This window comes from Streptomyces sp. NPDC002911 (assembly GCF_053591835.1).
Genome location: NZ_JBSFUO010000001.1, coordinates 549,467 through 575,572, shown reverse-complemented (window position 1 = coordinate 575,572; position 26,106 = coordinate 549,467). Strand labels below are relative to the sequence as shown.

Here is a 26,106-nt window from a genome sequence, read left to right as displayed (position 1 = left end):
CCGATCGGCCCGCCGGAGAGACCGTGCGGCGGAACGTTCCCTCTCTATGCGCGTAGAGTCAACGGGACTCTCGCCTACCCATCCGGCCGGAAGGACTCCCATCCCATGGACGCCATCTCCGTCATCCGCACCAAGCGGGACCGGGGCGAGCTCAGCCCCGAGCAGATCGACTGGGTCATCGACGCGTACACCCGCGGCGAGGTCGCCGACGAGCAGATGTCCGCACTGGCCATGGCGATCCTGCTGAACGGCATGAACCGCACCGAGATCGCCCGCTGGACCGCCGCGATGATCGCCTCCGGCGAGCGGATGGAATTCAGCGCGCTCTCCCGGCCCACCACCGACAAGCACTCCACGGGCGGAGTCGGCGACAAGATCACGTTGCCGCTCGCCCCGCTGGTCGCCGCCTGCGGCGCCGCCGTTCCGCAGCTCAGCGGCCGGGGCCTCGGCCACACCGGCGGGACCCTCGACAAACTGGAGTCCATCCCCGGCTGGCGCGCCCGCCTCTCCAACGCCGAGATGCTGGACGTCCTGGACACCACCGGCGCGGTGATCTGTGCGGCCGGCGACGGGCTCGCCCCCGCCGACAGGAAGCTGTACGCGCTGCGCGACGTCACCGGCACCGTCGAGGCGATCCCGTTGATCGCCAGCTCGATCATGTCCAAGAAGATCGCCGAGGGCACCGGGGCGCTCGTCCTGGACGTCAAGGTCGGGACCGGCGCCTTCATGAAGACGATCGAGGACGCCCGCGAACTGGCCTCCACCATGGTCGCGCTGGGCACGGACAGCGGCGTACGCACCGTCGCGCTCCTCACCGACATGGCGACCCCGCTCGGCCTGACCGCGGGCAATGCCCTGGAGGTCCGCGAGTCCGTCGAGGTCCTCGCCGGCGGCGGCCCCCAGGACGTGATCGACCTGACCCTCGCCCTCGCCCGCGAGATGCTCGACGCCGCCGGGCTCCAGGACGCCGACCCGGAGAAGGCCCTGGCGGACGGCTCCGCCATGGACGTCTGGCGCCGCATGATCTCCGCCCAGGGCGGCGACCCGGACGCCGAGCTGCCCGTAGCCCGGGAGCAGCACGTGATCAGCGCCCCGTCCTCGGGCGTGCTGACCCGTCTCGACGCGTACGACGTCGGCGTCGCCGCCTGGCGCCTCGGAGCGGGCCGCGCCCGCAAGGAGGACCCGGTGCAGGCGGGCGCGGGCGTTGAACTGCACGCCAAGCCGGGAGACGTGGTGACCGAGGGACAGCCGCTGCTGACCCTTCACACGGACACCCCGGAGAAGTTCCAGTACGCACTCAAGGCGCTGCCCGGCTCGTACGACATCGCGCCGGCCGGCACGCCCTTCTCCGCCACGCCGGTGGTGCGGGAACGTATTGCCTGACCTGCGACTTTCCCTTTCGGGTGCACGGGACCGGTGGGCCACCACCGGTCCCGTTCGGCATGCTGGGATCCCACATCCGGACACGGGGATCTTCCCGGTCGGCTGAGCCCGCCTCGCCGGGCAGCGATGAGTTTCGGGTATCCCGCCGGTCTCTGTGGTGTGGATGCCATGACACCGAACGCTCTCGTCGTCACCGGCCGGATCACCCGCGCCGAGGTGCCGGCGCTCTGCGCCGAACTGGAGGCGCTGCTCAGCGGCCCCTCAGCCCTCGCCGTGGTGGACTGCGACATGGGCGGTGTCGTGCAGCCGGATCTCGCCCTGGTCGAGGCGGTCGCCCGGCTGGGGCTCGTCGCACGCCGGGCCGGAGGCGTCGAGCTGCGGCTGCGCAACGTCCCGGCCGGATTCGGGGCGCTGCTCGATCTGGTCGGACTGGCCGACGTGCTGACTCACGTCCGGTGGGACCCGGAGTGAGCCACGCTCAGCGGGCCACGGCACCGTCGCGGACCACGGCGTTGAAGCAGACGACCTGATGCGCATGTTCCTCCGTGTAGTAGTCGTACGCCCCTTTCTCCGGAATCTGCGTGGCGCTCGCCGAGGGCGACGCTGTCGGTGGAGCCCCCCGCGTCTCGCACGAGCCCTCCGGCTGCGGTCCCGGTTCGGGATTGTCGGCCGGAACGCCGGCCGCAGGAGCGGGGCCCGGGCCGGCCGTGGCGGACGGCTCGCCCAGCCACAGCGTCGCCGCCCAGCCACCCGCTACCAGGAGGGCCCAGCCGACCACCACGGGGCGTCTCACGCTCATGAAGCGTCGTCGTCCAGGTGGTCGGGGAGCCCGAACAGCGGGAACCAGCGCGGGGTGTCCAGGAAGCAGTGCATCCCGGTGATGGCCCCGTCCGAGATGTCGATGACCTGCACCGCCCACGGCACGAAACCGGGCCCGTCCGGGTTCGGCTTGTAGTGGGCGAAGGCCGGGGTGCCGTTGGCCTCTGTCGCCACCAGCCGGGAACCGGCGCAGCTCGCCCCGATGCTGAGCATGAAGCCGGCGATGTCGTCGTGCCCCTGCAGCCAGAGGTCGAACGGCGGCATGGTCATCACGGCGTCCTCATGGAGCAGCGCCGTCAGCGCCGCCATGTCGTATCCCTCGAACGCCGCCACGTAGCGGTCCAGCAGCTTGCGTTGCTCCTCGTCCAGCGGATTCGCGGTGTCCGGCGCCGAGCTGTCCGTGTCCGACAGCGTGGCCCGGGCCCGCTGAAGGGCGCTGTTGACCGAGGCGACCGAGGTGTCGAGCAGCTCGGCGACCTCGCTCGCCTTCCATGCCAGGACCTCGCGCAGGATCAGCACCGCGCGCTGCTTGGGCGGCAGGTGCTGGAGCGCGGCGACGAACGCGAGGCGCACCGACTCACGTGCCACGGCGGCCTCCGCCGGGTCGGCCACAGAGGGCAGGATGCGTCCGTCGGGCATCGGCTCCAGCCAGGTGTTCTCCGGAAGGGGGTTCAACGCGGCCTGGGCCAGCGGAGTCGGGCCGGTCAGGTCCATCGGCCTGGCCCGCTTGCTGCCCGCGTTCAGCATGTCGAGGCAGACGTTCGTGGCGATGCGGTACAGCCAGGAGCGCAGCGAGGAGCGGCCCTCGAACTTGTCGAAGTTGCGCCACGCGCGCACCAGGGTGTCCTGGACCGCGTCCTCCGCCTCGAAGGCGGAGCCGAGCATCCGGTAGCAGTAACCGGTCAGCTCGACCCGGTGTCCCTCCAGCCGGCTGTCGAGGTCCGCCGTCGTTGTCTGATCACTCATCGCTCCACCCCTGTTGCGCCGTGACACCGCTCACTCAGCAATGTGGAAGCTACCGCAGGGCACTGACAACAGGGGCGGGAAGCGTGGAAACCGCTGCTCAGGTGCCGGGCTTGCGTCCGTAGACGAAGACGTCGTCGCCGTTCTTCAACAGGTTCCAGTATGACTTCGCGTCCGCCGGGCGCATGTTGACGCAGCCGGCCGATCCCGGGTTGTTGTACATGGATTTGGTGACCGAGTGGAACGCCTGCCCGCCGTCGAAGAACTGGGCGTACGGCATGCGTACGTCGTACAGCGTCGACCAGTGGTCGATGTTGCGCCAGTAGATCTTCGTGGCGCCGGTCCGTGTCTCGTCACCGTTACGGCCTGTACGCACCGGCACCGGGCCGAACTTCAGCTTGGCACCGTCCTGGATCCAGCTCAGCTGCCTGGTCAGGTCCACGCAGGCGATGCGGCCCTTGTTCGTGGGGCACTTCTTCGCCTTGTTCGGGGTTTTCCCGGCTGCCTTCTGGGCGGTGATCGTCTTCATCGTGCGCCAGGTGACCGGCCCCGCGTATCCGATGGCCGGGGTGATGCCCTTCGAGATCTGGAACGAGCGGATCGCCTTGCAGTCGGCCACCGACTGCCGGCCGTCGGCCGTCCGCTTCAGGTACTTCTCCACCTGCTTCTGGTAGGGGCCCTTCGACGCCGTGCAGGACGCCGCCTGGGCAGCTGTCCCCGTGCCCAGCACCAGTGCCGGTGCGGCCACCAGGCCGGCGACGGACAGGACGGCTCCGCGCCGCACCCCTGCGCCGCGTATTCTCCCCATGATTCTCATGTACGCCTGCTCCCCTTCGCGTTCGCCCGCGGTGTGTGACTCCGCTTGTTGGACGTGCGTCGGGGAGCAGCGGTTGTGCGGATGCGGGTCTCAGTTGTGCACAGGTGACAGGGACGCGGCGCCGAGCCGCTCGGTCCGGGCAGCCCGGGTCCCGAAGAGGGTGATCGACAGGACACCGAGGACCGCCAGGACACCCAGCGTGACCGTGCCGGCCCAGCCCCCGGCGTGGAAGGCGACCGCTCCGAGCGTGCCGCCCGCGCTGGAGCCCAGGTAGTAAGCCGACTGGTAGAGCGCCGACGCCTGGGCGCGGCCCGATGTCGCGGTACGGCTCACCGAGGACGAGGCGACCGCGTGTCCGGCGAAGAAGCCGGCCGTGATGAGGACGAGGCCGGCCAGGACGGCCGCCAGCTGGTCGGCCAGGGAGAGCAGCAGACCCGCGGCCGTCGTGGAGAGGGCGAGGTAGAGCGCGCCCCGGCGGCCCAGCCGGGCGACCAGCCGGCCCGCGGCGGCGGAGGAGACCGTGCCGACGAGGTAGACCAGGAAGACCGAGCCGACGATGCCCTGCGGGAGCCCGAAGGGCTCCCCGACGAGCCGGTAGCCGATCACGGTGTAGACCGCGCCGAACACCGTCATGAACAGGGCGCCGATCGCGTACAGCCGGCGCAGCAGCGGGTTGGAGAGGTGACCGCGGACGGTCTTCGCCAGGGTCTTCGGGTTGAGCGAGGCGGGGCTGAAGTGCCGGGCCTTGGGGATCATGAAATGGAAGACCACCGCGCAGGCCACGGCGAGCAGCCCGATCGCCCCGAGTGCCATCCGCCAGCCCCACAGCTGGGCGACCCAGCCGGCCAGGACGCGGCCGCTCATGCCGCCGATGCTGTTTCCCGCCACGAACAGTCCGATCGCGGCCACCAGAGCCTTGGGCCGCACCTCCTCGGCCAGGTAGGCCATCGCGGAGGCGGGCAGTCCGGCCAGTGCCGCGCCCTGGATCGCACGCAGTGCGATCAGCCAGCCGAGCGACGGGGCGAAGGGGATGAGCAGCCCGATCACCACGGCGACCGCCAGGGAGGCCGTCATCATCTGGCGCCGCCCGAAGCGCTCGGAGAGCGCGCTCAGCGGCAGGACGCACAGCGCCAGTGCACCGGTCGCCGCGGAGACCGTCCAGCTCGCCTGCCCCGCCGTCGCGCCGAAGGACGCGGAGACGGCGGGAAGCAGGGCCTGGGTGGAGTAGAGGAGGGCGAAGGTCGCGATCCCCGCCGCGAAGAGCGCGAAGCTCATCCGGCGGTAGCCGGGACCACCAGGGGTGAGGCGGTCCGGGACGGTCGGGGAGGCGGCAGCGGCGGATGACGGAACGGCGGCGTCCAGCACGATGGTGGACGCCCCGGTACTGGCAGGAGGCATACGGCGAACGTAGACCGCACGGTTTCATGCGTCCAATGCATGAAACAGCGATAATCGTTCCCATGGTGCATCAATACAGCTCACAGCCTCGACTGTCACCGAGCAGTTACGAAGAAGACATCCGAGCCGTACTCGCGCCACGCCTCGCGTACTTCGAGGCGGTCGCCCGCCACGAGCACGTCACCCGTGCCGCGCACGAGCTCGGCGTCCCGCAGTCGACGCTGTCGCGGGCCATGGTGAGACTGGAACAGGACCTGGGTGTCGCCCTGTTCGCCCGCCGCGGCCGGACCGTCTCGCTCACTCCCGCGGGCCGCGCCTTCCTCGGCTCCGCCGAACGCGCGCTGGCGGAGGTGGAGAAGGCCGCCGACTCGGTACGGGCCGACGCCGATCCCACGGCGGGCAAGGTCGCCTTCGGGTTCCTGCACACCATGGGCTCCGAGACCGTGCCCGCCCTGATCCGCGCCTTCCGCGCCGACCACCCCCGGGTCCGCTTCCAGCTCGTCCAGAACTACGGCGAGGCGATGATCGAGCGTCTGCGCGCGGGCGGCCTCGACCTCTGCCTCACCTCGCCCGTCCCGGACGCCCCCGATCTCGTCGCCATGCGTCTGGACGAGCAGCAGCTGCGCCTGGTCGTCCCCGACGACCACCGGCTGGCGGGACGCCGGCGCGTCCGGCTCGCCGAGGCCGCCGACGAAACGTTCGTCACCCTCGAACCCGGTTACGGGCTGCGGCGGATCACGGACGACCTGTGCGCCGAGGCGGGCTTCAGCCCGCGGGTCGCGTTCGAGGGTGAGGAGGCGGAGACCCTGCGTGGCCTGGTCGCGGCCGGGCTCGGGGTGGCGTTGCTGCCGCCGCCCGCCGTCGCCCGGCCCGGCGTGGTCGAACTGACGGTGACGGCGCCGCGCGCGGCCCGTGAGATCGGTGTCGCCTGGCTGGACGGCCACCCCGACACGCCGCCGGTGGCCGCCTTCAAACAGTTCCTGCTGTCGCGCCGGGGGAGCCTGCTGCCGGACTGAGGCCGGTGCGCGCCTTCGCGGCCTCAGTGCCGCAGCGAGCGCCCGAACCCCGCCGCGAGCGGCATCCGCAGCCCCAGCGGCGGCGGCGCGGCGAACGCGTCGGCGACCGGGCGTGCGTACGACCGGGCGAACAGTGAACCCCGTATGAAGTCCGAGGCCAGCGCCATCACTTCGGACCGGTGCTGGCGCAGTGCGTGCCCGTCCGAGTGGACCTCGAAGCGGCAGGTGTCCCGGTTGGCCTTCTTGGCCCGCTCGGCCAGCCGGTAGGAGAGCTCGGGGTTGGTCCGCGCGTCGTTCGTGCCGTGCACGATCAGGACCCGGCGCCCCGCCAGGTGTTTCACCGGTTCGAGTTCCGGCTCCGCGTCCTCCGGGAGCCAGGGGGCCATCGCCAGTACGGAATTGACGGCGGCGTGCCCGGCGCCGCGCAGGGCCGCCCTGCCCCCCATGCCGTGCCCGACGAGGCACACGGGGACGTCGCCGTAGCGACGTAGGACCTCGTCGGCCGCCCAGTGGGCATCGGCCGCCGGATCCGCGCCGGCGTTCCAGCCCCGGGTCCGGTAGCGCACGACGTGCACCGCGAGCCCCTCGCCCTGGCCGCCACGGGCCAGGGCGAGGGCGAACGGCAGCTGCGCCGCGTACGAGAAAGCGGAAGGACGGCGCCGGGAATCGCTCTCGCCGTCCGGGAGCAGCAGGACCACGCCGCTGACCTCGGGTACTGCTCCGGCCGTGAGGACGGCCCGTCCCAGCCTGGCGGCAGGCAGGGGAAATACGCGCTGTGCCATGACAGAACAGTGTCAGAAGGGGAGGTGTATTCCACCTGGCTTCGCGGTCACTGTTACGCATCGACGCCAAGCGCTCTACGCGCGTAGGCGCTAGAGTGCCCGAATGACGAGCCAGACCCTCAATGTCCCCGGTCCCGACCAGATCCGCCGTGCGCCCAAGGTGCTGCTCCACGACCACCTCGACGGCGGCCTGCGCCCCGGCACGATCATCGAACTGGCGCTCGCGCAGGGCTATGACGAGCTGCCCGAGACCGAGCCCGACAAGCTCGGCATCTGGTTCCGCGAGGCGGCCGACTCCGGTTCGCTGGAGCGCTACCTGGAGACGTTCGCCCATACCTGCGCCGTCATGCAGACCCGTGAGGCGCTGGTCCGGGTGGCCGCGGAGTGCGCCGAGGACCTGGCCGAGGACGGTGTCGTCTACGCCGAGGTGCGGTACGCGCCCGAGCAGCACCTCACCGCGGGCCTGTCCCTCGAAGAGGTCGTCGAGGCGGTCAACGACGGCTTCCGTGAGGGTGAGCGCCGGGCCCGCGTGAACGGCCACCGCATCCGCGTCGGCGCCCTCCTCACCGCGATGCGGCACGCCGCCCGTGCGCTGGAGATCGCCGAACTCGCCAACCGCTACCGCGATCTGGGTGTGGTGGGCTTCGACATCGCGGGCGCCGAGGCGGGCTACCCGCCCACCCGCCACCTGGACGCGTTCGAGTTCCTCAAGCGCGAGAACAACCACTTCACCATCCACGCGGGTGAGGCCTTCGGTCTGCCGTCGATCTGGCAGGCCCTGCAGTGGTGCGGCGCCGACCGGCTGGGCCACGGCGTCCGCATCATCGACGACATCGAGATCGCCGAGGACGGCGCCGTGACGCTGGGGCGTCTCGCCTCCTACGTGCGCGACAAGCGGATCCCGCTGGAGCTCTGCCCGACCTCCAACCTCCAGACCGGCGCCGCGGCCTCGTACGCCGAGCATCCCATCGGGCTGCTGCGGAGGCTGCATTTCCGCGCCACCGTGAACACGGACAACCGGCTGATGAGCGGGACGAGCATGAGTCAGGAATTCGAGCGACTGACCGAGACATTCGGATACACGCTCGACGACATGCAGTGGTTCACAGTCAATGCGATGAAATCAGCGTTCATTCCTTTCGATGAACGTCTAGCGATGATCAATGACGTCGTGAAGCCCGGGTATGCGGAGCTGAAATCAGAATGGCTCTTCCGTCAAACGGCTGTGACCAGCAGCTCTGCTTCCCTCGCGGGCTGAGGGAGCCGAAAGCGTAACGGCCGGCGTCACCGAATTCCGGCTGTTTCCCGTGTCCTGGCATGTTTGCGGGAGGGGTGCCGGGCTGATTACGTTGCGGAGCCGCTTACATCCCCTTCCCCAAGGATGAGTCTCACATGAAGCAGTCTGTCTTCAGGACCCTCGGTGTCGTCGCTGTCGGTGCCGCTTTCGCCGCCGTCGGCGCGGGCAGTGCCTCCGCAGCCCCCCTGCCCGTCGACCCCGCGGCCGCCGCGCTGCCCGCCGCCGTCACGCTTGACTCCGTGGCCGAGGCGCTGCCCTTCGTGCAGCAGGTGGCCGGCGGATTCCTCGACCAGCAGCAGCGCGGCAGCGGCGAAGTCTCGGCGCCCGGCACCAACCTGCTCGGCGGCCTGCCCGCCGGCGGCCTGACCGGCGACCTGCCGATCGGCGGCTGATTCACCGCGCACGCATGTGGGGCGCACACCCGGCCCGGGTGTGCGCCCCACGGTTTTCCCCGTGGTCCCGATGGTCACCAGGCCGTCGCGGCCGGGCTCTTCTCCGACGGCAGCAGTATCCACAGAGCCAGGTACAGCAGGAACTGAGGGCCGGGGAGCAGGCACGACACCAGGAAGATGACGCGCATCGTTCCTGCGGAGGTGCCGAAGCGCTGTGCCAGCGCTGCGCACACCCCAGCGATCATGCGTCCCTCACGGGGGCGGACAAGTGCGGCCATGGTGAGCTCCTTCGCAAACCGTTGCGGGGAGCAGCTCCGTCGTGCTCCCGGTACCTCCATAGTGGCTCCGCGAAGGGGTACAAAGCATCGCTCTACGGGGCGATACCGACCCTGGTAATCGTCGGGGTCGACCCCTGAGGGGCCTGGGAGGCCTCGCCCCGGGCCGTGCGGACCCCGTTCCCGATGCGGGACAGGTCGCCGTCCCCCGCCCGGTCGCCCCGGCGCAGCCGTGACCGCGACATCGGCACGACCAGCAGGTGAGCCAGCGCGACACCCGAGGTGTTCAGGAGCAGCGAGTCGACATCGACGACCTGGCCCGGCACCCCCGTCTGCGCGAGTTCGATGGCCATCGATATCAGCGCCCCGGCCGCGACCGTACGGGCCAGCGAGGCCCACGGGGAGACCAGCAGCCTGCCGCCGGCCATCGGCAGCAGTATGCCCAGGGGCGCCAGGAGTAGCAGGCCCTCACCGATGCGGCGTACCGCCTCGGCCGGGCCCAGGGCCAGATCCGCCCTGATCCCGGCGAACGGCTGAAAGTTCGCGGCCGTCATCCAGGCCACGTCCAGCGGGCGCAGCGTCAGCCAGCCGACGAACAGGAGATGCGCGAGCAGGAGGGCTACCCCCGCCGCGCGGAAGCGGATGACGGCCGGGCCGTCCGAACTGTGACGCACGTGCACCTAGACGCCACGACAGGCAGGATCGGTTCCGCCCGGTTCGGGGAAGGGCGCTGTGACGAGCGGCACGGGCCTCCACGGGCCTCTGGCCGCGTAGACCTCAGGACAGCTCGACCGCGCCCAGCGTGGGCACCTCGCCGGGCCGGCTCTTCGTCTCCGTCGTACACAGATAGCCCCGTGGGGCGTAATTCCCCGGCCCGCCGAGCAGCACCGAACCCCCGGAGCTGAGCGACTCGCTCTCCGCGTACGAGCACACCACCTGCGCGAGCGCCTCCGCCGGCAGGTCGTCCGGCGGCTCGCTGAGGCGCAGCGTGCCCTCCGGGTCGCCCTTGAGGGCGCCGCCGACCGTCAGCCCCGGCGGCACATCGGTGGAGATGCCGGCGCGCCGCTCGTCGGCGTCCGGCTCCCGCCGCAGCTCGTTCAGGAGCGCCTGCGCGGTCCGGAAGGAGCCGAACCGGGACTCGTCGACCTTGACCGTGCGCTCCACCGTCACCAGCTGTGAGGCGCAGACCAGATAGATCCGCACGGTGACACTCTCCGGCGGCGGCGTGGTCGCCTCGGCCGACGAGGTCCGGCACGGCATCCGCGACGGCGCCGCCCCGGCATCGACCGGCACCGAGGTGCTGCGGATGCCGCAGCCCGAGGCCAGTGCCGCACAGGCCGTCACGGCGGCCAGCACGGCGACGGCCCGGCCGGGGCGCCGCAGCCGGAGCCCGCGCGGGACGGCGTACGCCCGCTCACTGCAAATCACTTCGCGTCGCCCTTCTCGTTCCGGTCCGGGTCGTCGTCGTCCGGGGCGCCGGTCAGCGCCTCCGCGTCGCGCGGGAGCCGCAGCACGAACATCGCGCCCTCGCCGTCCGGGAGATTCGAGGCCGTGATGTCACCTCCGTGGATGTGCGCGTTCTCCACCGCGATGGAGAGGCCGAGACCGCTGCCTTCGGAGCGCGGGCGGGAGGCGCTCGCCTTGTAGAAGCGGTCGAACACATGGGGCAGGACTTCTTCGGGGATGCCCGGGCCGTGGTCGCGTACCTCGATGACCAGCTCGTCCTCGTCGGTCCGTACGGACACCCGCACCGGTGATCCGCCGTGCTTGAGGGCGTTGCCGATCAGATTCGCCAGGATCACGTCGAGCCGGCGCGGATCCAGCCGCACCATGATGCCGCGCTCCGCGTCCAGATCGACCGCGTCGAGCCAGGCACGGGCGTCGATGCAGGCGGTCACCTGGTCGGCGACATCGACCGTGTCCAGCACGAGGCGGGCCGTACCGGCGTCGAAGCGGGTGACCTCCATGAGATTCTCGACCAGGTCGTTCAGCCGCCGGGTCTCGCTCACCACCAGGTGCACGGCCGGGGCGATCATCGGGTCCAGGCTGTCCGCCTCGTCCTCCAGCACCTCGGCGACCGCCGTGATCGCGGTCAGCGGGGTGCGCAGCTCGTGCGACATGTCGGCGACGAACCGGCGGCTCGACTCCTCCCGCGCGCTCATGTCCGCGACCTTCTTCTCCAGCGAGCTCGCGGCCTTGTTGAACGTATGGGAGAGATCGGCGAGTTCATCGGTGCCGGAGACCGCGAGACGGGTGTCGAGCTTGCCCTCGCCGAGCTTGCGGGCCGCGTCGCCGAGCCGCTGCACCGGGCGCAGCACGGTCGTCGCCGCGGCCTGGGCGAGGAGCGCCGAGCCGACGAGGGCCAGCGCCGTGGCGATCCCCAGGGACCACGCCAGCGAATTGAGGTCCTCGCGCTCCTGGTCGAGCGACTTCAGCATGTATCCGGCGGGACCACCACCGATGATCTTCGTCCCGGCCACCAGGTAAGGCGTGTTGCCCAGGTTCGTACGCTGCCAGAACAGGTGGTACTCAAAGGTGTTCGTCGACGTCAGCGGCTGCTTCTTGTTCACCTGCTTCTGCAGCGAGGTGGGCACGTCGGCCTTGGTGAAGGAGTCGAGGTCGGAGGACCCGGTGACCGGCTTGCCCTCGTTGGTCCCGATCAGCAGGACGTGGTAACCCGGGCCGCTGCTCGCCATCTGCTCGGCGGCGTCGCGAAGTTCGTCCGCCGTCGGCTGCAACGGCAGCGAGGCCGCCCGGTTCTGCATCTGGCGGCGGAAGTCGCCGAGCGCCGTGTCCTGCGTACGCGTCAGGACGGCCTCGCGGTTGAGCCAGTACGCGATGCCCGACGCGGACACCGCCGCCGTCAGGGCCACCAGCGCGAACACGATCAGAAGCCGCAGCCGCAGGCTGGTCCAGCGAAGACCCGCGAGTATGGAACGCTTCGCGGAATCGCTCACTGAGGCGAATCCAGTCGGTAGCCCACACCCCGCACGGTACGGATCAGAGTCGGCGAGGACGGCACGTCCTCCACCTTCGCCCGCAGCCGCTGCACGCAGGCGTCGACCAGCCGCGAGTCACCGAGATAATCGTGCTCCCACACGAGACGCAGCAACTGCTGCCGGGACAGGGCCTGTCCGGGCCGGCGGCTCAGTTCGAGCAGGAGCCGCAGCTCGGTCGGCGTGAGCTGCAGGTCCTCCCCGTTCTTCGTGACGGTCATCGCCGAACGGTCGATGACGACACTCCCGAACGTCGCGGAGTCGGTGGACTCCCTCTCCCCGCGGCGCAGGACCGCGCGGATACGGGCATCGAGCACCCGGCCCTGTACGGGTTTCACGACATAGTCGTCCGCGCCGGACTCCAGTCCCACCACGACGTCGATGTCGTCGCTGCGCGCGGTCAGCAGAATGATCGGCAGCTGGTCGGTACGCCGGATCCGCCGGCAGACCTCGAAACCGTCGATCCCGGGCAGCATCACATCCAGCACGACCAGGTCCGGCCGCTGCTCCCTCAGCAGCTCCAGGCCGTCCTCTCCCGTCGCAGCGGTGGCCACACGGTGGCCCTGGCGTGACAGCGAGAGTTCGAGGGCCGTGCGGATGGCGTCATCGTCCTCGATCAGCAACAGGAAAGGCACGGGGGCCATTCTGGCCCATGGTGCTGCCACGTTTCGACAAACCCCCCGACTTGATCCGCCGAGTTGATCCCCGACATGCCCTGTGACAGCCCTGTGACAGTCAAGGGACAGCGTCATGAAACTGCCCCGGCAAGCTCGTTGTCACACGGAACGAACGGACTCCACCGATGGGGGGCGCCAGATGAACGCACTGCACAGCACCACTTCAAGCGCAGTTGTCACGCGCCTTCACGACATCGGGCGGAGTCAGGAGAAGTCCGGCGCCGGAGTACGGGGGTGCGTTCGTGGCGCCGGGCGTCAGCACGCGTCGTACCTGACGATGGTTGACGCGCCCACGGGGGAAAACGGGGGAAGCGCGTACGGGGAGGTCCCGGGGGAGCGGAAGCCCCTGGAACGGGCGGAGGACGCCGAAGCGGCGTTCACCGCCTACGTCCAGGAGCGCCGCGCCTCCCTGTACGCAACCGCCTATCACCTGACCGGCGACCGGTTCGAGGCCGAGGACCTGCTGCAGAGCGCCCTCTTCTCGACGTACCGGGCGTGGGACAGGATCAGCGACAAGGCGGCGGTCGGCGGATACCTCCGCCGCACCATGACCAACCTGCACATCAGCGCATGGCGCAGGCGCAAGCTCAACGAATACCCGACCGAGGAGCTGCCGGAGACGGTGGGCGACACGGACGCGATGCGGGGCACGGAACTGCGGGCGGTGCTCTGGCAGGCGCTCGCACGGCTGCCGGAGATCCAGCGCACGATGCTGGTGCTCCGCTACTACGAGGGCCGCACGGACCCGGAGATCGCGTCCATCCTCGACATCAGTGTCGGCACGGTGAAGTCGAGCATCTGGCGGTCGCTCCGCCGGCTGCGCGAGGACGAGGTCCTCAGCTTCGGCCGTGACGAGGAAGAGTCCTTCGGCGAGCTGGTGGCCTGAGGTCTACGGGGGGCACGGGGGAACACGGGGGATACGGACCGCCACTTCGGGGGAGGCGGCGGTACGGGGGAGAACGCAGCGGGGCCGGACGGGCCGGGGGGTCCTGTCCGGCCCCGCCGCGTTGCCCGCCCTGCCCTGATGCGGCACGCGGACCCGCCTAGTTCGCCACGCGGTTCTGTGGGGTACGGCAGCGTCCCGCCGCCGCGGCGGCCAGGCGGCCCAGGGCCTCCTGCTTGGCGCAGGGATACGCTCCCAGCGCGGTCTGGCGGGCCACGATGCGCCGCTCGGCGCGCATCAGCCGCCAGCCGCGCCGCAGCAGGAACGGCACCGACTTCCGGCCCTCCCGCAGGTCCCGCACCAGCCGTCGGCGGAACGTCGTCGACGGCCGGCCGCGCAGGCACAGCGCGTCCGCGAGCAGGCCCAGCTCCTGGCAGCGCTCCACGATGTCCGCCGCGAAGATGCCCTCGGCGACGAAGAGAGGGGTGCGTTCGATGTCGAGCGTCTCGTGGCCGGTCCGCGAGCTCGTGGCGATGTCGTACAGCGGGACGTCGGTGCGCCCCGTGCCGCACAGCTCCGTTATGGCGGAGACCGCGCCGTCCGCGTCCCAGGACAGGGCCGAGTCCCAGTCGATGTCCGCGCTCCCGGTGACCCGGGGCAGTGTCGGATCGTTTCCCTCCTTGTAGAAGTCGTCCAGGCGCAGCACCGGGAGACCGCTGCGGGCCGCGAGGGACGACTTGCCGGAGCCGGACGGACCGGCGAGCAGCACGACGCGCGTGGGGATCGGTTGGGGACTCACAGAACAGAAGTGTGAGGCATTGACCCGCGCAGGGGATCCCCGGGAGGTCCTGTTGGTATCGAGCAGCACACCTCAACTACTCTGCGCGCACGGATGATTACCCGATACTCCTGATCAGGTGGGAAAACATGGCACGTCATGCACTGTCCAAGCCCCGTAGACGCGCTCTGCTGCGCGCCGGTCTGACCCTCACCGCGCTGGGCGCGGCGCTCGGCGCGGGAGGCGCGGCCGCCCAGGCCGCGTCGCTGCCCGCCCCGCCCGCCACCGGCTCGGACACCGCCGACAGCACGCTGGCCGCGGTCAAGGAGGCCGCGGCGCCCGCGGTGACCAGCGCGCTCGGTTACGGCCTCGCCGGGGCCGTCGAGCCCGTCACGGAGCTGCAGCTCGACCCGCTGGCCGGGACGGGCGTGGACCCGCTGGACAACGCGGTGGGCACCCAGGTCGCCGACTTCAAGCCCGTGAGCACGGCGCTGGTCACGGACCCGGTGACCAGCGGCGCGGCGCTCGGCGACCTGCCGGTGGCCGGAGAGGCGACCGGCCTGGTCACCGGCTGAACTGCCGTACGCACGCGTGTGTGGGGCCGCCCGGAGGCGGCCCCACATACGCGTGCCGGGTCAGTACGAGGAGCCTGAGGCTCCCAGGGCGCCCGTGGGGTGCCAGACCGTCTTGGTCTCCAGAAAGGCCGTCAGGCGGTGCGTGCCGGGATCGGCCGACCAGTCCTCTCCCCCCACAGCCCGTGGGCGACGGACCCGCTTCAGGTTGTCCGCCGCCGCGATCTCCAGCTCCTTCGCCAGACCGGCGTCGGCTCCCGTGAGGTCGATGGCGTTGACGTCCTGGTGGGACGCCAGCGGGGCCGCGAGCTCCGCCGTCCTCCCCGACAGGATGTTCACCACACCGCCCGGCAGGTCCGAGGTCGCCAGGACCTCGCCCAGTGAGAGCGCGGGCAGCGGCGCGTCGGCCGAGGCGATGACGACCGCCGTGTTCCCCGTGGCGATCACCGGGGCGACCACCGAGACGAGACCCAGGAACGACGACTCCTGGGGAGCCAGAACCGTGACCACACCGGTCGGCTCCGGGGTGGACAGGTTGAAGAACGGGCCGGCGACCGGGTTCGCCCCGCCCACGACCTGGCCGATCTTGTCGGTCCAGCCCGCGTACCAGACCCAGCGGTCGACCGCCGCGTCGACGACTGCCGCAGCCTTGGACTTCGACAGCCCCTCGGCGTCCGCCACCTCCCGCACGAACTGCTCCCTGCGGCCCTCCAGCATCTCGGCGACGCGGTAGAGGACCTGGCCTCGGTTGTACGCCGTCGCGCCCGACCAGCCGCCGAACGCCTTGCGCGCGGCCACGACCGCGTCACGCGCGTCCTTGCGGGAGGACTGCGGGGCGTTCGCCAGCCACTTGCCCTTCGAGTCCGTCACCTCGTACACCCGGCCGCTCTCGGAACGGGGAAATGCGCCCCCGACGTACAGCTTGTAGGTCTTGAAGACGCTCAGTCGCCCGTCAGACATCGAGGTAGGCCTCCAGACCATGACGGCCGCCCTCGCGGCCGAAGCCCGACTCCTTGTATCCGCCGAACGGCGAGGTCGGGTCGAACTTGTTGAACGTGTTGGCCCACACCACGCCGGCGCGGAGCTTGTTCGCCACCGCCAGGATGCGGGAGCCCTTCTCCGTCCAGATGCCCGCCGAGAGGCCGTACTGGCTGTTGTTGGCCTTCGCGACCGCCTCGTCCGGCGTACGGAAGGTCAGCACCGACAGCACCGGGCCGAAGATCTCGTCCCGCGCGACGGTGTGCGCCTGGGTGACACCGGTGAAGAGCGTCGGCGCGAACCAGTATCCGGCGGACGGAAGTTCGCAGGGGGCCGACCAGCGCTCCGCGCCCTCGGCCTCGCCCGTTTCCACGAGCGCGCTGATCCTGGAGAGCTGCTCCGCGGAGTTGATCGCGCCGATGTCGGTGTTCTTGTCCAGCGGATCGCCGAGCCGGAGCGTGGACAACCGGCGTTTGAGGGCGTGCAGCACCTCGTCGTGCACGGACTCCTGTACGAGCAGCCGGGAGCCCGCGCAGCAGACCTGGCCCTGGTTGAAGAAGATGCCGGTGACGATGCCTTCGACGGCCTGGTCGACGGGGGCGTCGTCGAAGACGATGTTGGCGCCCTTGCCGCCCAGTTCGAGCGTGGCCTTCTTGTCCGTGCCGGCGATCTGGCGAGCGATGGACTTGCCGACCGCGGTGGAGCCGGTGAAGGCGATCTTGTCGACGTCCGGGTGCTCGACCAGGGCCGAGCCCGCGTCGCCGTAGCCCGTCAGAATGTTGACGACACCCTTGGGCAGGCCCGCCTGACGGCAGATGTCGGCGAAGAACAGCGCGGACAGCGGAGTCGTCTCGGCCGGCTTCAGCACCACCGTGTTGCCGGTGGCGAGTGCCGGGGCGATCTTCCACGCGAGCATCAGGAGCGGGAAGTTCCACGGGATGATCTGGCCGGCCACGCCGAGCGGGCGCGGGCTCGCGCCGACGTGTCCGTCCGTCGTCCTCCTGCCGAACCCGGCGTGGTCGAGCTTGTCGGCCCAGCCCGCGTAGTAGAAGAAATGCGCGGCGACCAGCGGGAGGTCCGCGTCGCGGGTCTCCTTGATCGGCTTGCCGTTGTCCAGGGTCTCCAGGACGGCCAGCTCGCGCGAGCGCTCCTGGATGATCCGGGCGATCCGGAACAGGTACTTGGCGCGCTCGGAGCCTGGGAGCGCTGACCACTTCTCGAAGGCCCTGCGGGCCGCCTTCACGGCCCGGTCCACGTCCTCGGCGCTCGCCCGCGCGACCTCGGAGAGCACCTCCTCGGTGGACGGGCTGACCGTCTTGAAGACCTTGCCGTCGGCCGACTCGGCGAACTCGCCGTCGATGAACAGGCCGTACGAGGGCGCGATGTCGACGACGGAGCGGGACTCCGGAGCCGGTGCGTAATCGAATGCGGATGCCATGGCGTATCAGTCCACCGTCACGTAATCGGGGCCGGAGTAACGGCCGGTGCTGAGCTTCTGGCGCTGCATCAGCAGGTCGTTCAGCAGGCTGGAGGCGCCGAAGCGGAACCAGTGGTCGTCCAGCCAGTCCTCGCCCGCGGTCTCGTTCACCAGGACGAGGAACTTGATCGCGTCCTTGGTCGTGCGGATGCCGCCCGCGGGCTTCACGCCGACCTGCACACCCGTCTGCTCCCGGAAGTCGCGCACGGCCTCCAGCATCAGCAAGGTGTTCGCCGGGGTGGCGTTGGTGGCGACCTTGCCCGTCGAGGTCTTGATGAAGTCCGCGCCCGCCAGCATCCCGAGCCAGGAGGCCCGCCGGATGTTGTCGTACGTGGACAGCTCGCCGGTCTCGAAGATCACTTTGAGCCGTGCGGAGCCGCACTCGGCCTTCACAGCGGTGATCTCCTCGTAGACCTTGAGGTAACGGCCGGAGAGGAAAGCGCCGCGGTCGATCACCATGTCGATCTCGTCCGCCCCGGCCGCCACGGCGTCGCGGACGTCCGCGAGCTTGACGTCCAGCGCGGCACGTCCGGCGGGGAAGGCCGTCGCGACGGACGCGACCTTCACTCCGGAGCCGGCCAGCGCGGCGGCGGCGGTCGCCGCCATGTCGGGGTAGACGCAGACGGCCGCGGTGCGCGGGGCCGTGCGGTCGGTGGGATCGGGGTTGACCGCCTTGGCGGCGAGAGCCCGGACCTTGCCCGGGGTGTCCGCGCCTTCCAGCGTCGTCAGGTCGATCATCGAGATGGCGAGATCGATGGCGTACGCCTTGGCGGTCGTCTTGATCGATCGGGTGCCGAGGGCGGCGGCGCGCGCTTCGAGGCCGACGGTGTCGACGCCGGGCAGCCCGTGCAGGAAGCGGCGCAGCGCACTGTCGGACGCCGTCGCGTCGGAGAATGCGGGAGCAGTGGTGGGCATGGTCACCACCTGAGCATATCTACGCGCGTAGCGACCTGTACAGGGCCCCTCGCTTTCCGGGCCTTCATGGGTCGGGCAAGGCCGACCCGTGCCCCTGGCGCCGCTTCAGGCAGAATCGAGACATGACGAGCCCCACACCCCCCGCCGAGCCCGCCTACGCCGACCGGACCTTCCGGTCGGGCGCCGGGCTGGTCAGCGGCGTGCTGCTGATCCTGCTGGTCGGCTGGATCGGCGGCGACGCGGTGTTCCGGGGCGCCGGACGGACGCCGTGGGTGGCGCTCGCCGCGCTGCTGACGGTGATCCCGCTGATCGTGGCGTTCACCCTGCGGCCCGCGGTGTTCGCCGGCGAGGAACGGATCCGGATCCGCAACCCGTTCCGCACGATCGTGCTGCCCTGGACGGACGTCGCCACGGTGCGCGCCTCGTACTCCAGCGAGCTCTTCACCCACAGCGGCACGAAGTACCAGCTGTGGGCGGTCCCCGTCTCGCTGCGCGAGCGCAAGCGCGCGGCCAGGAAGGCCACTCGCCAGGCCACGGACGACCCGTACGGCCGGACCTCCGCGACCGCCGACGTCCGCGACACCCAGGCCCGCGCAGCGGCCGCCGACCGGACGGTGGCGGACCTGCGGGAGCTCGCCGAGCGCGCCGGCCACCGCAAGGAGCAGGGCACGACCACCGCGTCGGTCCGCTGGGCCTACGAGGTGATCGCTCCGGCCGCGGTCGGCGCGGTGCTGCTCGTGGTGCTGCTGGCCACCGCCTGAAATCTGTCGAACGCCGATGCGCAATGCAGCTCGAGGGCCTGAGCCGGGCCGAGGTCATCGCCCTTCGCTCACCCGCAGTGGCGGATCCGGGCCTGGTGCTCGCCGCCATCGACGTACTCGGCGAGGACCAGGCGCGACGGCTCTGCACCCACCACCTCGTGCGGCAGGCGCTGCGCCCGCAGAGCCGCTGACCGGCGCCCCTCGTCGTGGGGAGTTACGGACAGCGGTATGTGACCAAAACGGGCACCGATGTGTCCGCTTCTCCCCAACGACCCTTCAGATACCCGCGGCCGCCGCCAGGTCCCTCTTGATGCCCGCCAGCAGTTCGGCGCCCCTCGCCCGGGCCCCGGGCAGCTCCGCCGCCGAAGCGACCGGCACCACGACCTCCAGGTAGCACTTCAGCTTGGGCTCGGTGCCGCTCGGGCGGACGATGACCCTGGCCCCCGTCAGCTGGTAGCGAAGGCCGTCGGTGGGCGGCAGGGACTCCGAGCCCTGGGACAGGTCCTCGGCCGAGGTGACGGCGAGGCCCGCCAGGGTGGTCGGGGGCGTCTCGCGCAGGCGCCGCATGGCGTTCGCGATGACCGTCAGGTCCTCGACCCGTACCGACAGCTGGTCCGTGGCGTGCAGACCGTGTTCGAGCGCGAGGTCGTCGAGCAGGTCGAGGAGGGTTCGGCCTTTCTCCTTGAGCACCGAGGCCAGCTCGGCGATCAGCAGCGCGGCCGTGATGCCGTCCTTGTCGCGTACGCCCTCCGGGTCCACGCAGTAGCCCAGCGCCTCCTCGTAGCCGTAGCGCAGGCCGTCGACGCGGGCGATCCACTTGAAGCCCGTCAGCGTCTCCTCGTAGCCGAGGCCCGCCTTCTCGGCGATACGGCCCAGCAGCGACGACGACACGATCGACTCGGCGAACACCCCCGTGACGCCCCGGTCCACCAGGTGGGCGGCGAGCAGTGCGCCTACCTCGTCGCCGCGCAGCATTCGCCAGCCGCCCCCGGCCGACGCGTCCGGTACGGCGACGGCGCAGCGGTCGGCGTCCGGGTCGTTGGCGATGACGATGTCCGGGCCGGCCCGGCGCGCGGTCGCGAACGCGAGATCCATGGCGCCGGGCTCTTCCGGGTTGGGGAAGGCGACGGTGGGGAACGCGGGGTCGGGGTCCGCCTGTTCGGCCACCAGTACGGGCTGGGGGAAGCCGGCCCGGGCGAAGGCGGCCGTCAGGACCGAGGTCCCGACGCCGTGCATCGCGGTGTGGACGGTCCGGGCGGTGCGCGGCGAACCGGCGCTGAGGACGGCGTCCGTACGTGCGAGGTAGGAGTCCAGGACCTCGTCGCCGAGGGTCTCCCAGCCCGACTCCGGGCGCGGTACGCCGTCGAGCGGGCCGGCCGCCGCGATCGCGGCGGCGATCTCCGCGTCGGCCGGGGGCACGATCTGCGAGCCGTCGCCGAGGTAGACCTTGTAGCCGTTGTCACGCGGCGGGTTGTGGCTGGCCGTGACCTCCACTCCGGCGACGGCACCCAGGTGCCGTATGGCGTATGCGAGGACGGGGGTCGGCAGCGGGCGCGGCAGCACGGCCGCGCGCAGGCCCGCTCCGGTCATCACGGCGGCGGTGTCGCGGGCGAAGTCGGCCGATTTGTAGCGGGCGTCGTAACCGATGACGACGAGTCCGCCGGACCGGCCCCGCGCCTTCAGGTACGCCGCGAGTCCGGCGGCCGCGCGGATGACGACGGAGCGGTTCATCCGCATCGGCCCGGCGCCGATCTCCCCGCGCAGGCCGGCCGTGCCGAACTGGAGCGTGCCCGCGAAGCGGTCGGCGAGCGCGGCGAGGTCCCCGGCGTCGATGAGTCCGGCGAGCTCGGCGCGGGTCTCGGGGTCCGGGTCCTCGGCGAGCCAGCTCCTGGCCTGCGAGATGAGGTCCTGCTGCACGGTGTCCGCCTTTCTGCGGGTGCGGGTGCGGGTGCGGGTGCGGGGCGCGGGGCTGCCGGGGCTCTGCCTCCGGGCGCCTCAAACGCCGGAGGGGCTGGGTCCGGGCTGGGGTAGCCGGTCGGCGCGTCAGGCGCCGACGGGGCCTGATCCGCTCAGATCCGGTCGAGGACCCGCGCCAGCAGCGCACCCATCCGGGTCGCCGAGTCGCGGCCGGCCTGGAGGACCTCCTCGTGGTTGAGGGGTTCGCCGCTCAGGCCCGCCGCGAGGTTCGTGACCAGGGAGATGCCCAGCACCTCCGCGCCCGCCTCCCGTGCCGCGATGGCCTCCAGGACGGTGGACATGCCGACGAGGTCACCGCCCATGACGCGGACCATGTCGATCTCGGCCGGGGTCTCGTAGTGCGGGCCGGGGAACTGCACGTACACGCCCTCTTCGAGCGTCCCGTCGATCTCCTTGCACAGCGCGCGCAGCCGGGGCGAGTACAGGTCGGTCAGGTCGATGAAGTTCGCGCCCACGATCGGCGATGCCGCCGTGAGGTTGATGTGGTCGCTGATGAGGACGGGCTGGCCGGGGCGCATGCCCTCGCGCAGACCTCCGCAGCCGTTCGTCAGGATGACCGTCCTGCAACCCGCCGAGGCGGCCGTACGGACGCCGTGCGCGACGGCGGCGACGCCGCGGCCCTCGTAGTAGTGCGTGCGGCCCAGGAAGACCAGGACGCGCTTCTCCCCGATCAGGTACGAGCGGATCGTGCCGCCGTGGCCCTCCACGGCCGGGGCCGGGAAACCGGGCAGTGCGGTGACGGGGAACTCGGCCTCCGGGATGCCGAGCGCATCGCCGGCGGGGGCCCACCCGGAGCCCATCACGAGAGCGACGTCGTGGGTCTCGGCGCCGGTCAGCTCGCGCAGGCGGGCGGCGGCGTCGGCAGCGGCGGCGTACGGGTCGCCCTGGATGTGGTCCGGAATAACAGATGCGTTCACGCGGATGAGGGTAACCGCTGAATCCCTACGCGCGTAGATGTGGCCTGGGAGAGTCTGGCCGGTCGTGTTCGTATTTTCCTACAGAAGCGGCCCGGGGGCCGGCTAGCAGGGGTGCTTGCGGAGGTTCATCACGTAGTCGTGAGGTGCTCCCGCGGACTCGGCGGCGTCCGCCACCTCGCCCAGGTAACGGGCCGAGGGCAGCCCGCCCTCGTAGCCGTTGAGGACGTACATCCAGGCCGGCTCCTCGCCGTCCAGCGTATGCACCCGCACCCGCATGCGCCGGTAGATGTCGAGGCCGACGCCCTCCCAGCGGTCCATGGAGTCCTCGTCCATCGGAGCCAGGTCGTACAGCGCGACGAACACCTGCGACCGGGGCGCCTCCACCACCGTGGCCAGCGCGCCCTCCCAGCCCATCTGCTCCCCGCCGAACGTCAGCCGCCAGCCGTTGAGCCAGCCCGTGCCGCGCAGCGGGGAGTGCGGTGCGCGGCGCGTCATCAGCCGCGCGTCGAGGTTGCCGGCGTACGCGGCGTAGAGCGACATGGGGTCGAGGGTACGGGAGGTGGCGGTGGGCGTGGCGGTTCCGGCGAGGAAAGACCCCCGGTCGTGGGGGTGCGTGGGAGCCGGAGGCCCTGCCCCGGCCAGGGGCGTTCCCGTATGGAGGGCCCCGGGGCGAAGCGGCTCGGCGCGTGCGGGAGAATGAATTACGTACTGCATACGCCGGGGCGATCCCCCGGACCCCCGGCCGGGGCGGCAGACGGCCGTGGGATGACACCACGCGAGGCGGACTTTTCGTGACCCGGATCGTGATCATCGGCGGCGGCCCCGGCGGCTACGAGGCGGCACTGGTCGGCGCCCAGCTCGGCGCGGAGGTGACCGTCGTCGACTGTGACGGCCTCGGCGGCGCGTCGGTCCTCACCGACTGCGTGCCCTCCAAGACCCTGATCGCGACGGCCGAGGTGATGACCACCTTCGACTCCTCCTACGAGGAACTCGGCATCATCGTCGCCGACGACACCCCGCACAAGGAGCAGGCCGCCCGGGTGGTCGGGGTCGACCTCGGCAAGGTCAACCGACGGGTCAAGCGTCTCGCGCTCGCCCAGTCCCACGACATCACCGCCTCCGTCACCCGCGCGGGTGCCAGGGTCATGCGCGGCCGCGGCCGGCTGGACGGCCTCCAGGCCGCCGACGGGTCCCGCCAGGTCGTGGTGACCGCGGCCGACGGCACCGAGGAGCGGCTCACCGCCGACGCGGTGCTGATCGCGACCGGCGGTCACCCCCGGGAGATCCCCGACGCCCAGCCCGACGGCGAGCGCATTCTCAACTGGACCCAGGTCTACGACCTGGACGAGCTCCCCGAGGAGCTCATCGTGGTCGGCTCCGGCGTCACCGGCGCCGAGTTCGCCGGCGCCTACCAGGCGCTCGGTTCGCGGGTGACCCTCGTCTCCTCCCGTGACCGGGTGCTGCCGGGCGAGGACCCGGACGCCGCCGCCGTCCTGGAGGACGTCTTCCGGCGCCGCGGCATGAACGTCATGGCCCGCTCCCGCGCCCAGTCCGCCGAGCGGGTCGGCGACCGTGTCGAGGTCACGCTGGCCGACGGCCGCGTCATCTCCGGCACGCACTGCCTGATGGCGGTCGGCGCGATTCCCAACACTGCGGGCATGGGCCTGGAGGAGTCCGGGGTGCAGCTCAAGGAGTCCGGGCACATCCGGACCGACCGGGTCTCCCGCACCAGCGCCCCCGGCGTGTACGCGGCCGGTGACGTCACCGGGATCTTCGCCCTGGCCTCGGTCGCGGCGATGCAGGGCCGGATCGCGATGTACCACTTCCTCGGCGACGCGGTGGCTCCGCTGAACCTGAAGACGGTCTCCGCGAACGTCTTCACCGACCCCGAGATCGCCACCGTCGGTTACAGCCAGGCCGATGTGGACTCCGGCAAGATCGACGCCCGTGTGGTGAAGCTGCCGTTGCTGCGCAACCCGCGCGCCAAGATGCAGGGCATCCGGGACGGCTTCGTCAAGATCTTCTGCCGGCCCGGTACCGGCATCGTGGTCGGCGGCTGTGTCGTCGCGCCGCGTGCCAGTGAGCTGATCCATCCGATCTCGCTCGCCGTCGACAACAACCTGACGGTGGAGCAGATCGCCAACGCCTTCACCGTGTACCCGTCACTGTCCGGCTCGATCGCCGAAGTAGCCCGGCAGTTGCACACCCGTAAGACCGCGGGCGAGGCGTAGCGCCGACGGTTCGTCACGACGGCGGGGCCCCCTATATCACTAGGGGGCCCTGCCTGTGTACAACTTCGCTTATTCGGCGCAAACTGCTGAAAAGCAACCCACGGTCAAGTTACTGTCAGTTTCGTGTTCGCTGCAGAACGTCGTCAAATGATCCTCGAAATGGTGCGCGCCAACGGGGCGGTTTCGCTCCGTGAGCTCGCCCGCGTCGTCCAGACCTCCGAAGTGACCGTACGGCGGGACGTGCGGGCACTGGAGGCAGAAGGGCTCCTCGACCGCCGGCACGGCGGTGCGGTCTTGCCGGGCGGTTTTACGCGGGAGTCCGGCTTGCCGCAGAAATCCCATCTCTCCGCCGCGGAGAAAACGGCCATCGCCGACCTGGCGGCCAGTCTGGTCCGTGAGGGCGAGGCCATCGTGGTCGGCGCCGGAACGACCACGCAGGAACTGGCCCGCAGGCTCGCGCGGGTGCCGGGCCTGACCGTGGTCACCAACTCGCTGCTGGTCGCCCAGGCGTTGGCCCATGCCAACCGGGTGGAAGTGGTGATGACGGGCGGCACCCTGCGCGGGAGCAACTACGCGCTGGTCGGCAGCGGTGCCGAGCAGTCCCTCCAGGGGCTGCGGGTGAGCCGGGCCTTCCTCTCCGGGAGCGGGCTGACCGCGGAGCGCGGTCTGTCCACGTCCAACATGCTCTCCGCGAGCGTGGACAGGGCACTGGTACAGGCCGCGGCCGAGGTGGTGGTCCTGGCGGACCACACGAAGCTCGGCTCCGACACCATGTTCCAGACGGTACCCACGGAGCTGATCACCCGTCTGGTGACGGACGAGCCGCCGGCCCACGACGAGCGTGCCGCCACGGAGCTGCAGGCCCTGGCAGATCAGGGCGTGGAGATCACGGTGGCGGGGCCCGCCACGCGGTCCGCGGCCGGTGACGCCCTGCCGCCCGGACGGCAGGCCCGGCAGGAGATGCCGCTGCCGGGCCAACGCCGCACCCAAGGCGGCCACGGGGGGCCGGGAGGACTCGGTCCGCAGTTGCGGAGCGCCGCCGCACTGGCGGAGGGACCGGTGGGACGGGTCGCGGATCTACGGCGCCGGTAGCGGCTGCGGCGGCGGGCCGCCGGGCGGGTTCCGCGGAAACGCCTTCAGTCGCCAGGTGAGCCCGGCGGTGCGTGGCCGGCCGGGTCGGCCTTCACGCCGCGCAGCGTCAGTCGCAACAGGCGGTCGGCCAGGGCAGGATCGGCCGGGGTCTGCTCCGCGGCCAGCGCGATCGCGTTCGTCAGTTGCAGCAGGTCGTCGATCGACACATCCGCCCGCACCGAGCCGCTCGACTGTGCTCGCGTCAGCAGTCGCGCGCCGGCCTGACGCAGCGGCACATGACATGAGGTCAGTGCCGACGTCTCGTCCCCCGAAGCCGACATGAGGGCTTGTGCCAGACCGCGGTACTCACCCGCATGAGTGACGATCGCACCCAGCCACTCCACCAGAGCGGTGCACGGGTGGTCGGCCAGTGCCAGTTCGCGGGAGCGGGCGAGCAGTGCGGTCAGGGCCTCCTGGAACACCGCGTTCATCAGGGCCTGACGGTTCGGGAAGTGCCGGTAGAGCGTGCCGATGCCGACGCCCGCCCGCCGGGCGATGTCCTCCAGCGAGGCATCCGTGCCCTGCGCGGCGAAGGCCGTGCGGGCCTCGCTCAGCAGCCTGTCGTAGTTGCGGCGCGCATCGGCGCGCATCGGCCGGGCCGGTGTCGGTGCCGTACTCATCGCCATCGCCCTGTCCTCCTGGTGTCCGCTCCGCATCCCAAGGATGCCACT

29 protein-coding genes are annotated in these 26,106 nt (G+C 71.1%); 11 read left to right on the top strand and 18 right to left on the bottom strand.

The window, feature by feature from the left end; all coding sequences use genetic code 11:
* Nucleotides 1-105 precede the first annotated feature (105 nt).
* Together ACWD04_RS02635 and ACWD04_RS02630 are read left to right on the top strand one after the other, a co-directional pair.
* Nucleotides 106-1,383, top strand: coding sequence for a thymidine phosphorylase (locus ACWD04_RS02635; protein ID WP_451127287.1), 1,278 nt, complete (start codon nucleotides 106-108; stop codon nucleotides 1,381-1,383).
* 168 nt (nucleotides 1,384-1,551) lie between these two features.
* Nucleotides 1,552-1,854 (top strand): STAS domain-containing protein, encoded by a 303-nt coding sequence (locus ACWD04_RS02630; protein ID WP_451127285.1) that lies wholly within the window; start codon nucleotides 1,552-1,554, stop codon nucleotides 1,852-1,854.
* Between the two features lie 7 nt (nucleotides 1,855-1,861).
* Here ACWD04_RS02630 and ACWD04_RS02625 read toward each other — a convergent pair whose 3' ends face one another.
* The 4 genes from ACWD04_RS02625 to ACWD04_RS02610 form a co-directional block, all read right to left on the bottom strand.
* Nucleotides 1,862-2,182: a hypothetical protein gene (locus tag ACWD04_RS02625; RefSeq protein ID WP_451127283.1), complete on the bottom strand. Its 321-nt coding sequence runs from the start codon at nucleotides 2,180-2,182 to the stop codon at nucleotides 1,862-1,864.
* Nucleotides 2,179-3,168: a sigma-70 family RNA polymerase sigma factor gene (locus ACWD04_RS02620; protein WP_451127281.1), complete on the bottom strand. Its 990-nt coding sequence runs from the start codon at nucleotides 3,166-3,168 to the stop codon at nucleotides 2,179-2,181. The genes ACWD04_RS02625 and ACWD04_RS02620 overlap by 4 nt, the downstream gene beginning before the upstream one ends.
* 97 nt (nucleotides 3,169-3,265) lie before the next feature.
* Nucleotides 3,266-3,982, bottom strand: coding sequence for a L,D-transpeptidase (locus ACWD04_RS02615; RefSeq protein ID WP_451127279.1), 717 nt, complete (start codon nucleotides 3,980-3,982; stop codon nucleotides 3,266-3,268).
* A 90-nt stretch (nucleotides 3,983-4,072) separates the two neighbouring features.
* Entirely contained in the window at nucleotides 4,073-5,380 is a 1,308-nt protein-coding gene (locus ACWD04_RS02610; RefSeq protein ID WP_451127277.1) for an MFS transporter, read from the bottom strand.
* 62 nt (nucleotides 5,381-5,442) lie between these two features.
* On the opposite strand from ACWD04_RS02610, the gene ACWD04_RS02605 reads away from it, so the two are divergent.
* On the top strand, nucleotides 5,443-6,396 hold the full coding sequence (locus ACWD04_RS02605) for a LysR family transcriptional regulator (RefSeq protein WP_451127275.1): 954 nt from the start codon (nucleotides 5,443-5,445) through the stop codon (nucleotides 6,394-6,396).
* Nucleotides 6,397-6,419: 23 nt separating this feature from the next.
* On the opposite strand, the gene ACWD04_RS02600 is transcribed toward ACWD04_RS02605, so the two are convergent.
* Nucleotides 6,420-7,178: an alpha/beta hydrolase family protein gene (locus tag ACWD04_RS02600; RefSeq protein WP_451127273.1), complete on the bottom strand. Its 759-nt coding sequence runs from the start codon at nucleotides 7,176-7,178 to the stop codon at nucleotides 6,420-6,422.
* A 103-nt stretch (nucleotides 7,179-7,281) separates the two neighbouring features.
* Between ACWD04_RS02600 and ACWD04_RS02595 the strand changes: the two genes are divergently transcribed.
* Nucleotides 7,282-8,436: an adenosine deaminase gene (locus ACWD04_RS02595; RefSeq protein WP_451127271.1), complete on the top strand. Its 1,155-nt coding sequence runs from the start codon at nucleotides 7,282-7,284 to the stop codon at nucleotides 8,434-8,436.
* A gap of 134 nt (nucleotides 8,437-8,570) precedes the next feature.
* Nucleotides 8,571-8,867, top strand: coding sequence for a hypothetical protein (locus ACWD04_RS02590; protein ID WP_451127269.1), 297 nt, complete (start codon nucleotides 8,571-8,573; stop codon nucleotides 8,865-8,867).
* Nucleotides 8,868-8,941: 74 nt separating this feature from the next.
* Here the strand turns inward: ACWD04_RS02590 and ACWD04_RS02585 are convergent, their stop codons facing one another.
* From ACWD04_RS02585 to afsQ1, 5 genes are all read right to left on the bottom strand, one after another.
* Nucleotides 8,942-9,145 (bottom strand): PspC domain-containing protein, encoded by a 204-nt coding sequence (locus ACWD04_RS02585; protein ID WP_451127267.1) that lies wholly within the window; start codon nucleotides 9,143-9,145, stop codon nucleotides 8,942-8,944.
* Between the two features lie 92 nt (nucleotides 9,146-9,237).
* The gene (locus ACWD04_RS02580) at nucleotides 9,238-9,822 is read right to left on the bottom strand and encodes a VanZ family protein (RefSeq protein ID WP_451127265.1); all 585 of its coding nucleotides are present in this window, start codon (nucleotides 9,820-9,822) and stop codon (nucleotides 9,238-9,240) included.
* Between the two features lie 97 nt (nucleotides 9,823-9,919).
* Complete coding sequence (locus ACWD04_RS02575) at nucleotides 9,920-10,570, bottom strand: hypothetical protein (RefSeq protein WP_451127263.1); 651 nt, start codon at nucleotides 10,568-10,570, stop codon at nucleotides 9,920-9,922.
* Nucleotides 10,567-12,099 (bottom strand): ATP-binding protein, encoded by a 1,533-nt coding sequence (locus ACWD04_RS02570; RefSeq protein ID WP_451127261.1) that lies wholly within the window; start codon nucleotides 12,097-12,099, stop codon nucleotides 10,567-10,569. Before ACWD04_RS02570 ends, ACWD04_RS02575 begins: the two co-directional genes overlap by 4 nt.
* Nucleotides 12,096-12,773 carry a two-component system response regulator AfsQ1 gene (gene afsQ1 / locus ACWD04_RS02565; RefSeq protein WP_015578482.1) on the bottom strand — a complete coding sequence of 226 codons (678 nt, stop codon included), beginning with the start codon at nucleotides 12,771-12,773 and terminating at the stop codon, nucleotides 12,096-12,098. Before afsQ1 ends, ACWD04_RS02570 begins: the two co-directional genes overlap by 4 nt.
* A 181-nt stretch (nucleotides 12,774-12,954) precedes the next feature.
* On the opposite strand from afsQ1, the gene ACWD04_RS02560 reads away from it, so the two are divergent.
* Complete coding sequence (locus ACWD04_RS02560; protein ID WP_451127259.1) at nucleotides 12,955-13,701, top strand: SigE family RNA polymerase sigma factor; 747 nt, start codon at nucleotides 12,955-12,957, stop codon at nucleotides 13,699-13,701.
* A gap of 157 nt (nucleotides 13,702-13,858) precedes the next feature.
* On the opposite strand, the gene ACWD04_RS02555 is transcribed toward ACWD04_RS02560, so the two are convergent.
* A complete protein-coding gene (locus ACWD04_RS02555) occupies nucleotides 13,859-14,563 on the bottom strand; it encodes a uridine kinase family protein (RefSeq protein ID WP_451127453.1) in 705 nt (234 codons plus the stop codon).
* Nucleotides 14,564-14,625: 62 nt separating this feature from the next.
* Here ACWD04_RS02555 and ACWD04_RS02550 point away from each other — a divergent pair, with 62 nt between their 5' ends.
* A complete protein-coding gene (locus tag ACWD04_RS02550; protein WP_451127257.1) occupies nucleotides 14,626-15,051 on the top strand; it encodes a hypothetical protein in 426 nt (141 codons plus the stop codon).
* 60 nt (nucleotides 15,052-15,111) lie between these two features.
* On the opposite strand, the gene ACWD04_RS02545 is transcribed toward ACWD04_RS02550, so the two are convergent.
* Genes ACWD04_RS02545 through deoC form a run of 3 tightly spaced genes read right to left on the bottom strand, consistent with a single transcriptional unit; the run spans nucleotide 15,112 to nucleotide 18,418 of the window.
* The gene (locus tag ACWD04_RS02545) at nucleotides 15,112-16,008 is read right to left on the bottom strand and encodes an aldehyde dehydrogenase family protein (RefSeq protein ID WP_451127255.1); all 897 of its coding nucleotides are present in this window, start codon (nucleotides 16,006-16,008) and stop codon (nucleotides 15,112-15,114) included.
* Entirely contained in the window at nucleotides 16,001-17,464 is a 1,464-nt protein-coding gene (locus ACWD04_RS02540) for an aldehyde dehydrogenase family protein (protein ID WP_451127253.1), read from the bottom strand. Before ACWD04_RS02540 ends, ACWD04_RS02545 begins: the two co-directional genes overlap by 8 nt.
* Nucleotides 17,465-17,470: 6 nt before the next feature.
* Nucleotides 17,471-18,418 carry a deoxyribose-phosphate aldolase gene (gene deoC, locus ACWD04_RS02535; RefSeq protein WP_451127251.1) on the bottom strand — a complete coding sequence of 316 codons (948 nt, stop codon included), beginning with the start codon at nucleotides 18,416-18,418 and terminating at the stop codon, nucleotides 17,471-17,473.
* Between the two features lie 122 nt (nucleotides 18,419-18,540).
* Here deoC and ACWD04_RS02530 point away from each other — a divergent pair, with 122 nt between their 5' ends.
* Nucleotides 18,541-19,179 (top strand): PH domain-containing protein, encoded by a 639-nt coding sequence (locus ACWD04_RS02530; protein ID WP_451127249.1) that lies wholly within the window; start codon nucleotides 18,541-18,543, stop codon nucleotides 19,177-19,179.
* Between the two features lie 23 nt (nucleotides 19,180-19,202).
* Nucleotides 19,203-19,370 carry a hypothetical protein gene (locus ACWD04_RS02525; protein WP_451127247.1) on the top strand — a complete coding sequence of 56 codons (168 nt, stop codon included), beginning with the start codon at nucleotides 19,203-19,205 and terminating at the stop codon, nucleotides 19,368-19,370.
* An 85-nt stretch (nucleotides 19,371-19,455) separates the two neighbouring features.
* Here the strand turns inward: ACWD04_RS02525 and ACWD04_RS02520 are convergent, their stop codons facing one another.
* The 3 genes from ACWD04_RS02520 to ACWD04_RS02510 form a co-directional block, all read right to left on the bottom strand.
* Entirely contained in the window at nucleotides 19,456-21,096 is a 1,641-nt protein-coding gene (locus ACWD04_RS02520) for a phospho-sugar mutase (RefSeq protein ID WP_451127245.1), read from the bottom strand.
* Nucleotides 21,097-21,248: 152 nt separating this feature from the next.
* Nucleotides 21,249-22,073, bottom strand: coding sequence for a purine-nucleoside phosphorylase (locus ACWD04_RS02515; protein WP_451127243.1), 825 nt, complete (start codon nucleotides 22,071-22,073; stop codon nucleotides 21,249-21,251).
* Between the two features lie 102 nt (nucleotides 22,074-22,175).
* Complete coding sequence (locus tag ACWD04_RS02510) at nucleotides 22,176-22,613, bottom strand: gamma-glutamylcyclotransferase (protein ID WP_073746014.1); 438 nt, start codon at nucleotides 22,611-22,613, stop codon at nucleotides 22,176-22,178.
* Nucleotides 22,614-22,864: 251 nt separating this feature from the next.
* On the opposite strand from ACWD04_RS02510, the gene ACWD04_RS02505 reads away from it, so the two are divergent.
* Nucleotides 22,865-24,304, top strand: a complete 1,440-nt coding sequence (locus ACWD04_RS02505; protein WP_451127241.1) for an NAD(P)H-quinone dehydrogenase — start codon at nucleotides 22,865-22,867, stop codon at nucleotides 24,302-24,304.
* 147 nt (nucleotides 24,305-24,451) lie between these two features.
* The gene (locus tag ACWD04_RS02500; protein WP_451127239.1) at nucleotides 24,452-25,396 is read left to right on the top strand and encodes a DeoR/GlpR family DNA-binding transcription regulator; all 945 of its coding nucleotides are present in this window, start codon (nucleotides 24,452-24,454) and stop codon (nucleotides 25,394-25,396) included.
* Nucleotides 25,397-25,440: 44 nt separating this feature from the next.
* On the opposite strand, the gene ACWD04_RS02495 is transcribed toward ACWD04_RS02500, so the two are convergent.
* Nucleotides 25,441-26,061 carry a TetR/AcrR family transcriptional regulator gene (locus tag ACWD04_RS02495; protein WP_451127237.1) on the bottom strand — a complete coding sequence of 207 codons (621 nt, stop codon included), beginning with the start codon at nucleotides 26,059-26,061 and terminating at the stop codon, nucleotides 25,441-25,443.
* Nucleotides 26,062-26,106: the final 45 nt, after the last annotated feature.

Bases quoted from the DNA above. Each gene is read 5' to 3' on its own strand.
- ACWD04_RS02630 (WP_451127285.1), top strand. From the start codon at position 1,552: ATGACACCGAACGCTCTCGTCGTCACCGGCCGGATCACCCGCGCCGAG.
- ACWD04_RS02595 (WP_451127271.1), top strand. From the start codon at position 7,282: ATGACGAGCCAGACCCTCAATGTCCCCGGTCCCGACCAGATCCGCCGT.
- ACWD04_RS02560 (WP_451127259.1), top strand. From the start codon at position 12,955: ATGAACGCACTGCACAGCACCACTTCAAGCGCAGTTGTCACGCGCCTT.
- ACWD04_RS02605 (WP_451127275.1), top strand. From the start codon at position 5,443: ATGGTGCATCAATACAGCTCACAGCCTCGACTGTCACCGAGCAGTTAC.
- ACWD04_RS02500 (WP_451127239.1), top strand. From the start codon at position 24,452: ATGATCCTCGAAATGGTGCGCGCCAACGGGGCGGTTTCGCTCCGTGAG.
- ACWD04_RS02550 (WP_451127257.1), top strand. From the start codon at position 14,626: ATGGCACGTCATGCACTGTCCAAGCCCCGTAGACGCGCTCTGCTGCGC.
- ACWD04_RS02600 (WP_451127273.1), bottom strand. From the start codon at position 7,178: ATGGCACAGCGCGTATTTCCCCTGCCTGCCGCCAGGCTGGGACGGGCC.
- ACWD04_RS02610 (WP_451127277.1), bottom strand. From the start codon at position 5,380: ATGCCTCCTGCCAGTACCGGGGCGTCCACCATCGTGCTGGACGCCGCC.
- ACWD04_RS02545 (WP_451127255.1), bottom strand. From the start codon at position 16,008: ATGTCTGACGGGCGACTGAGCGTCTTCAAGACCTACAAGCTGTACGTC.
- ACWD04_RS02510 (WP_073746014.1), bottom strand. From the start codon at position 22,613: ATGTCGCTCTACGCCGCGTACGCCGGCAACCTCGACGCGCGGCTGATG.
- ACWD04_RS02585 (WP_451127267.1), bottom strand. From the start codon at position 9,145: ATGGCCGCACTTGTCCGCCCCCGTGAGGGACGCATGATCGCTGGGGTG.
- deoC (WP_451127251.1), bottom strand. From the start codon at position 18,418: ATGCCCACCACTGCTCCCGCATTCTCCGACGCGACGGCGTCCGACAGT.
- ACWD04_RS02615 (WP_451127279.1), bottom strand. From the start codon at position 3,982: ATGAGAATCATGGGGAGAATACGCGGCGCAGGGGTGCGGCGCGGAGCC.
- ACWD04_RS02625 (WP_451127283.1), bottom strand. From the start codon at position 2,182: ATGAGCGTGAGACGCCCCGTGGTGGTCGGCTGGGCCCTCCTGGTAGCG.
- ACWD04_RS02635 (WP_451127287.1), top strand. From the start codon at position 106: ATGGACGCCATCTCCGTCATCCGCACCAAGCGGGACCGGGGCGAGCTC.
- ACWD04_RS02620 (WP_451127281.1), bottom strand. From the start codon at position 3,168: ATGAGTGATCAGACAACGACGGCGGACCTCGACAGCCGGCTGGAGGGA.
- ACWD04_RS02590 (WP_451127269.1), top strand. From the start codon at position 8,571: ATGAAGCAGTCTGTCTTCAGGACCCTCGGTGTCGTCGCTGTCGGTGCC.
- ACWD04_RS02540 (WP_451127253.1), bottom strand. From the start codon at position 17,464: ATGGCATCCGCATTCGATTACGCACCGGCTCCGGAGTCCCGCTCCGTC.
- ACWD04_RS02525 (WP_451127247.1), top strand. From the start codon at position 19,203: ATGCAGCTCGAGGGCCTGAGCCGGGCCGAGGTCATCGCCCTTCGCTCA.
- ACWD04_RS02495 (WP_451127237.1), bottom strand. From the start codon at position 26,061: ATGGCGATGAGTACGGCACCGACACCGGCCCGGCCGATGCGCGCCGAT.
- ACWD04_RS02530 (WP_451127249.1), top strand. From the start codon at position 18,541: ATGACGAGCCCCACACCCCCCGCCGAGCCCGCCTACGCCGACCGGACC.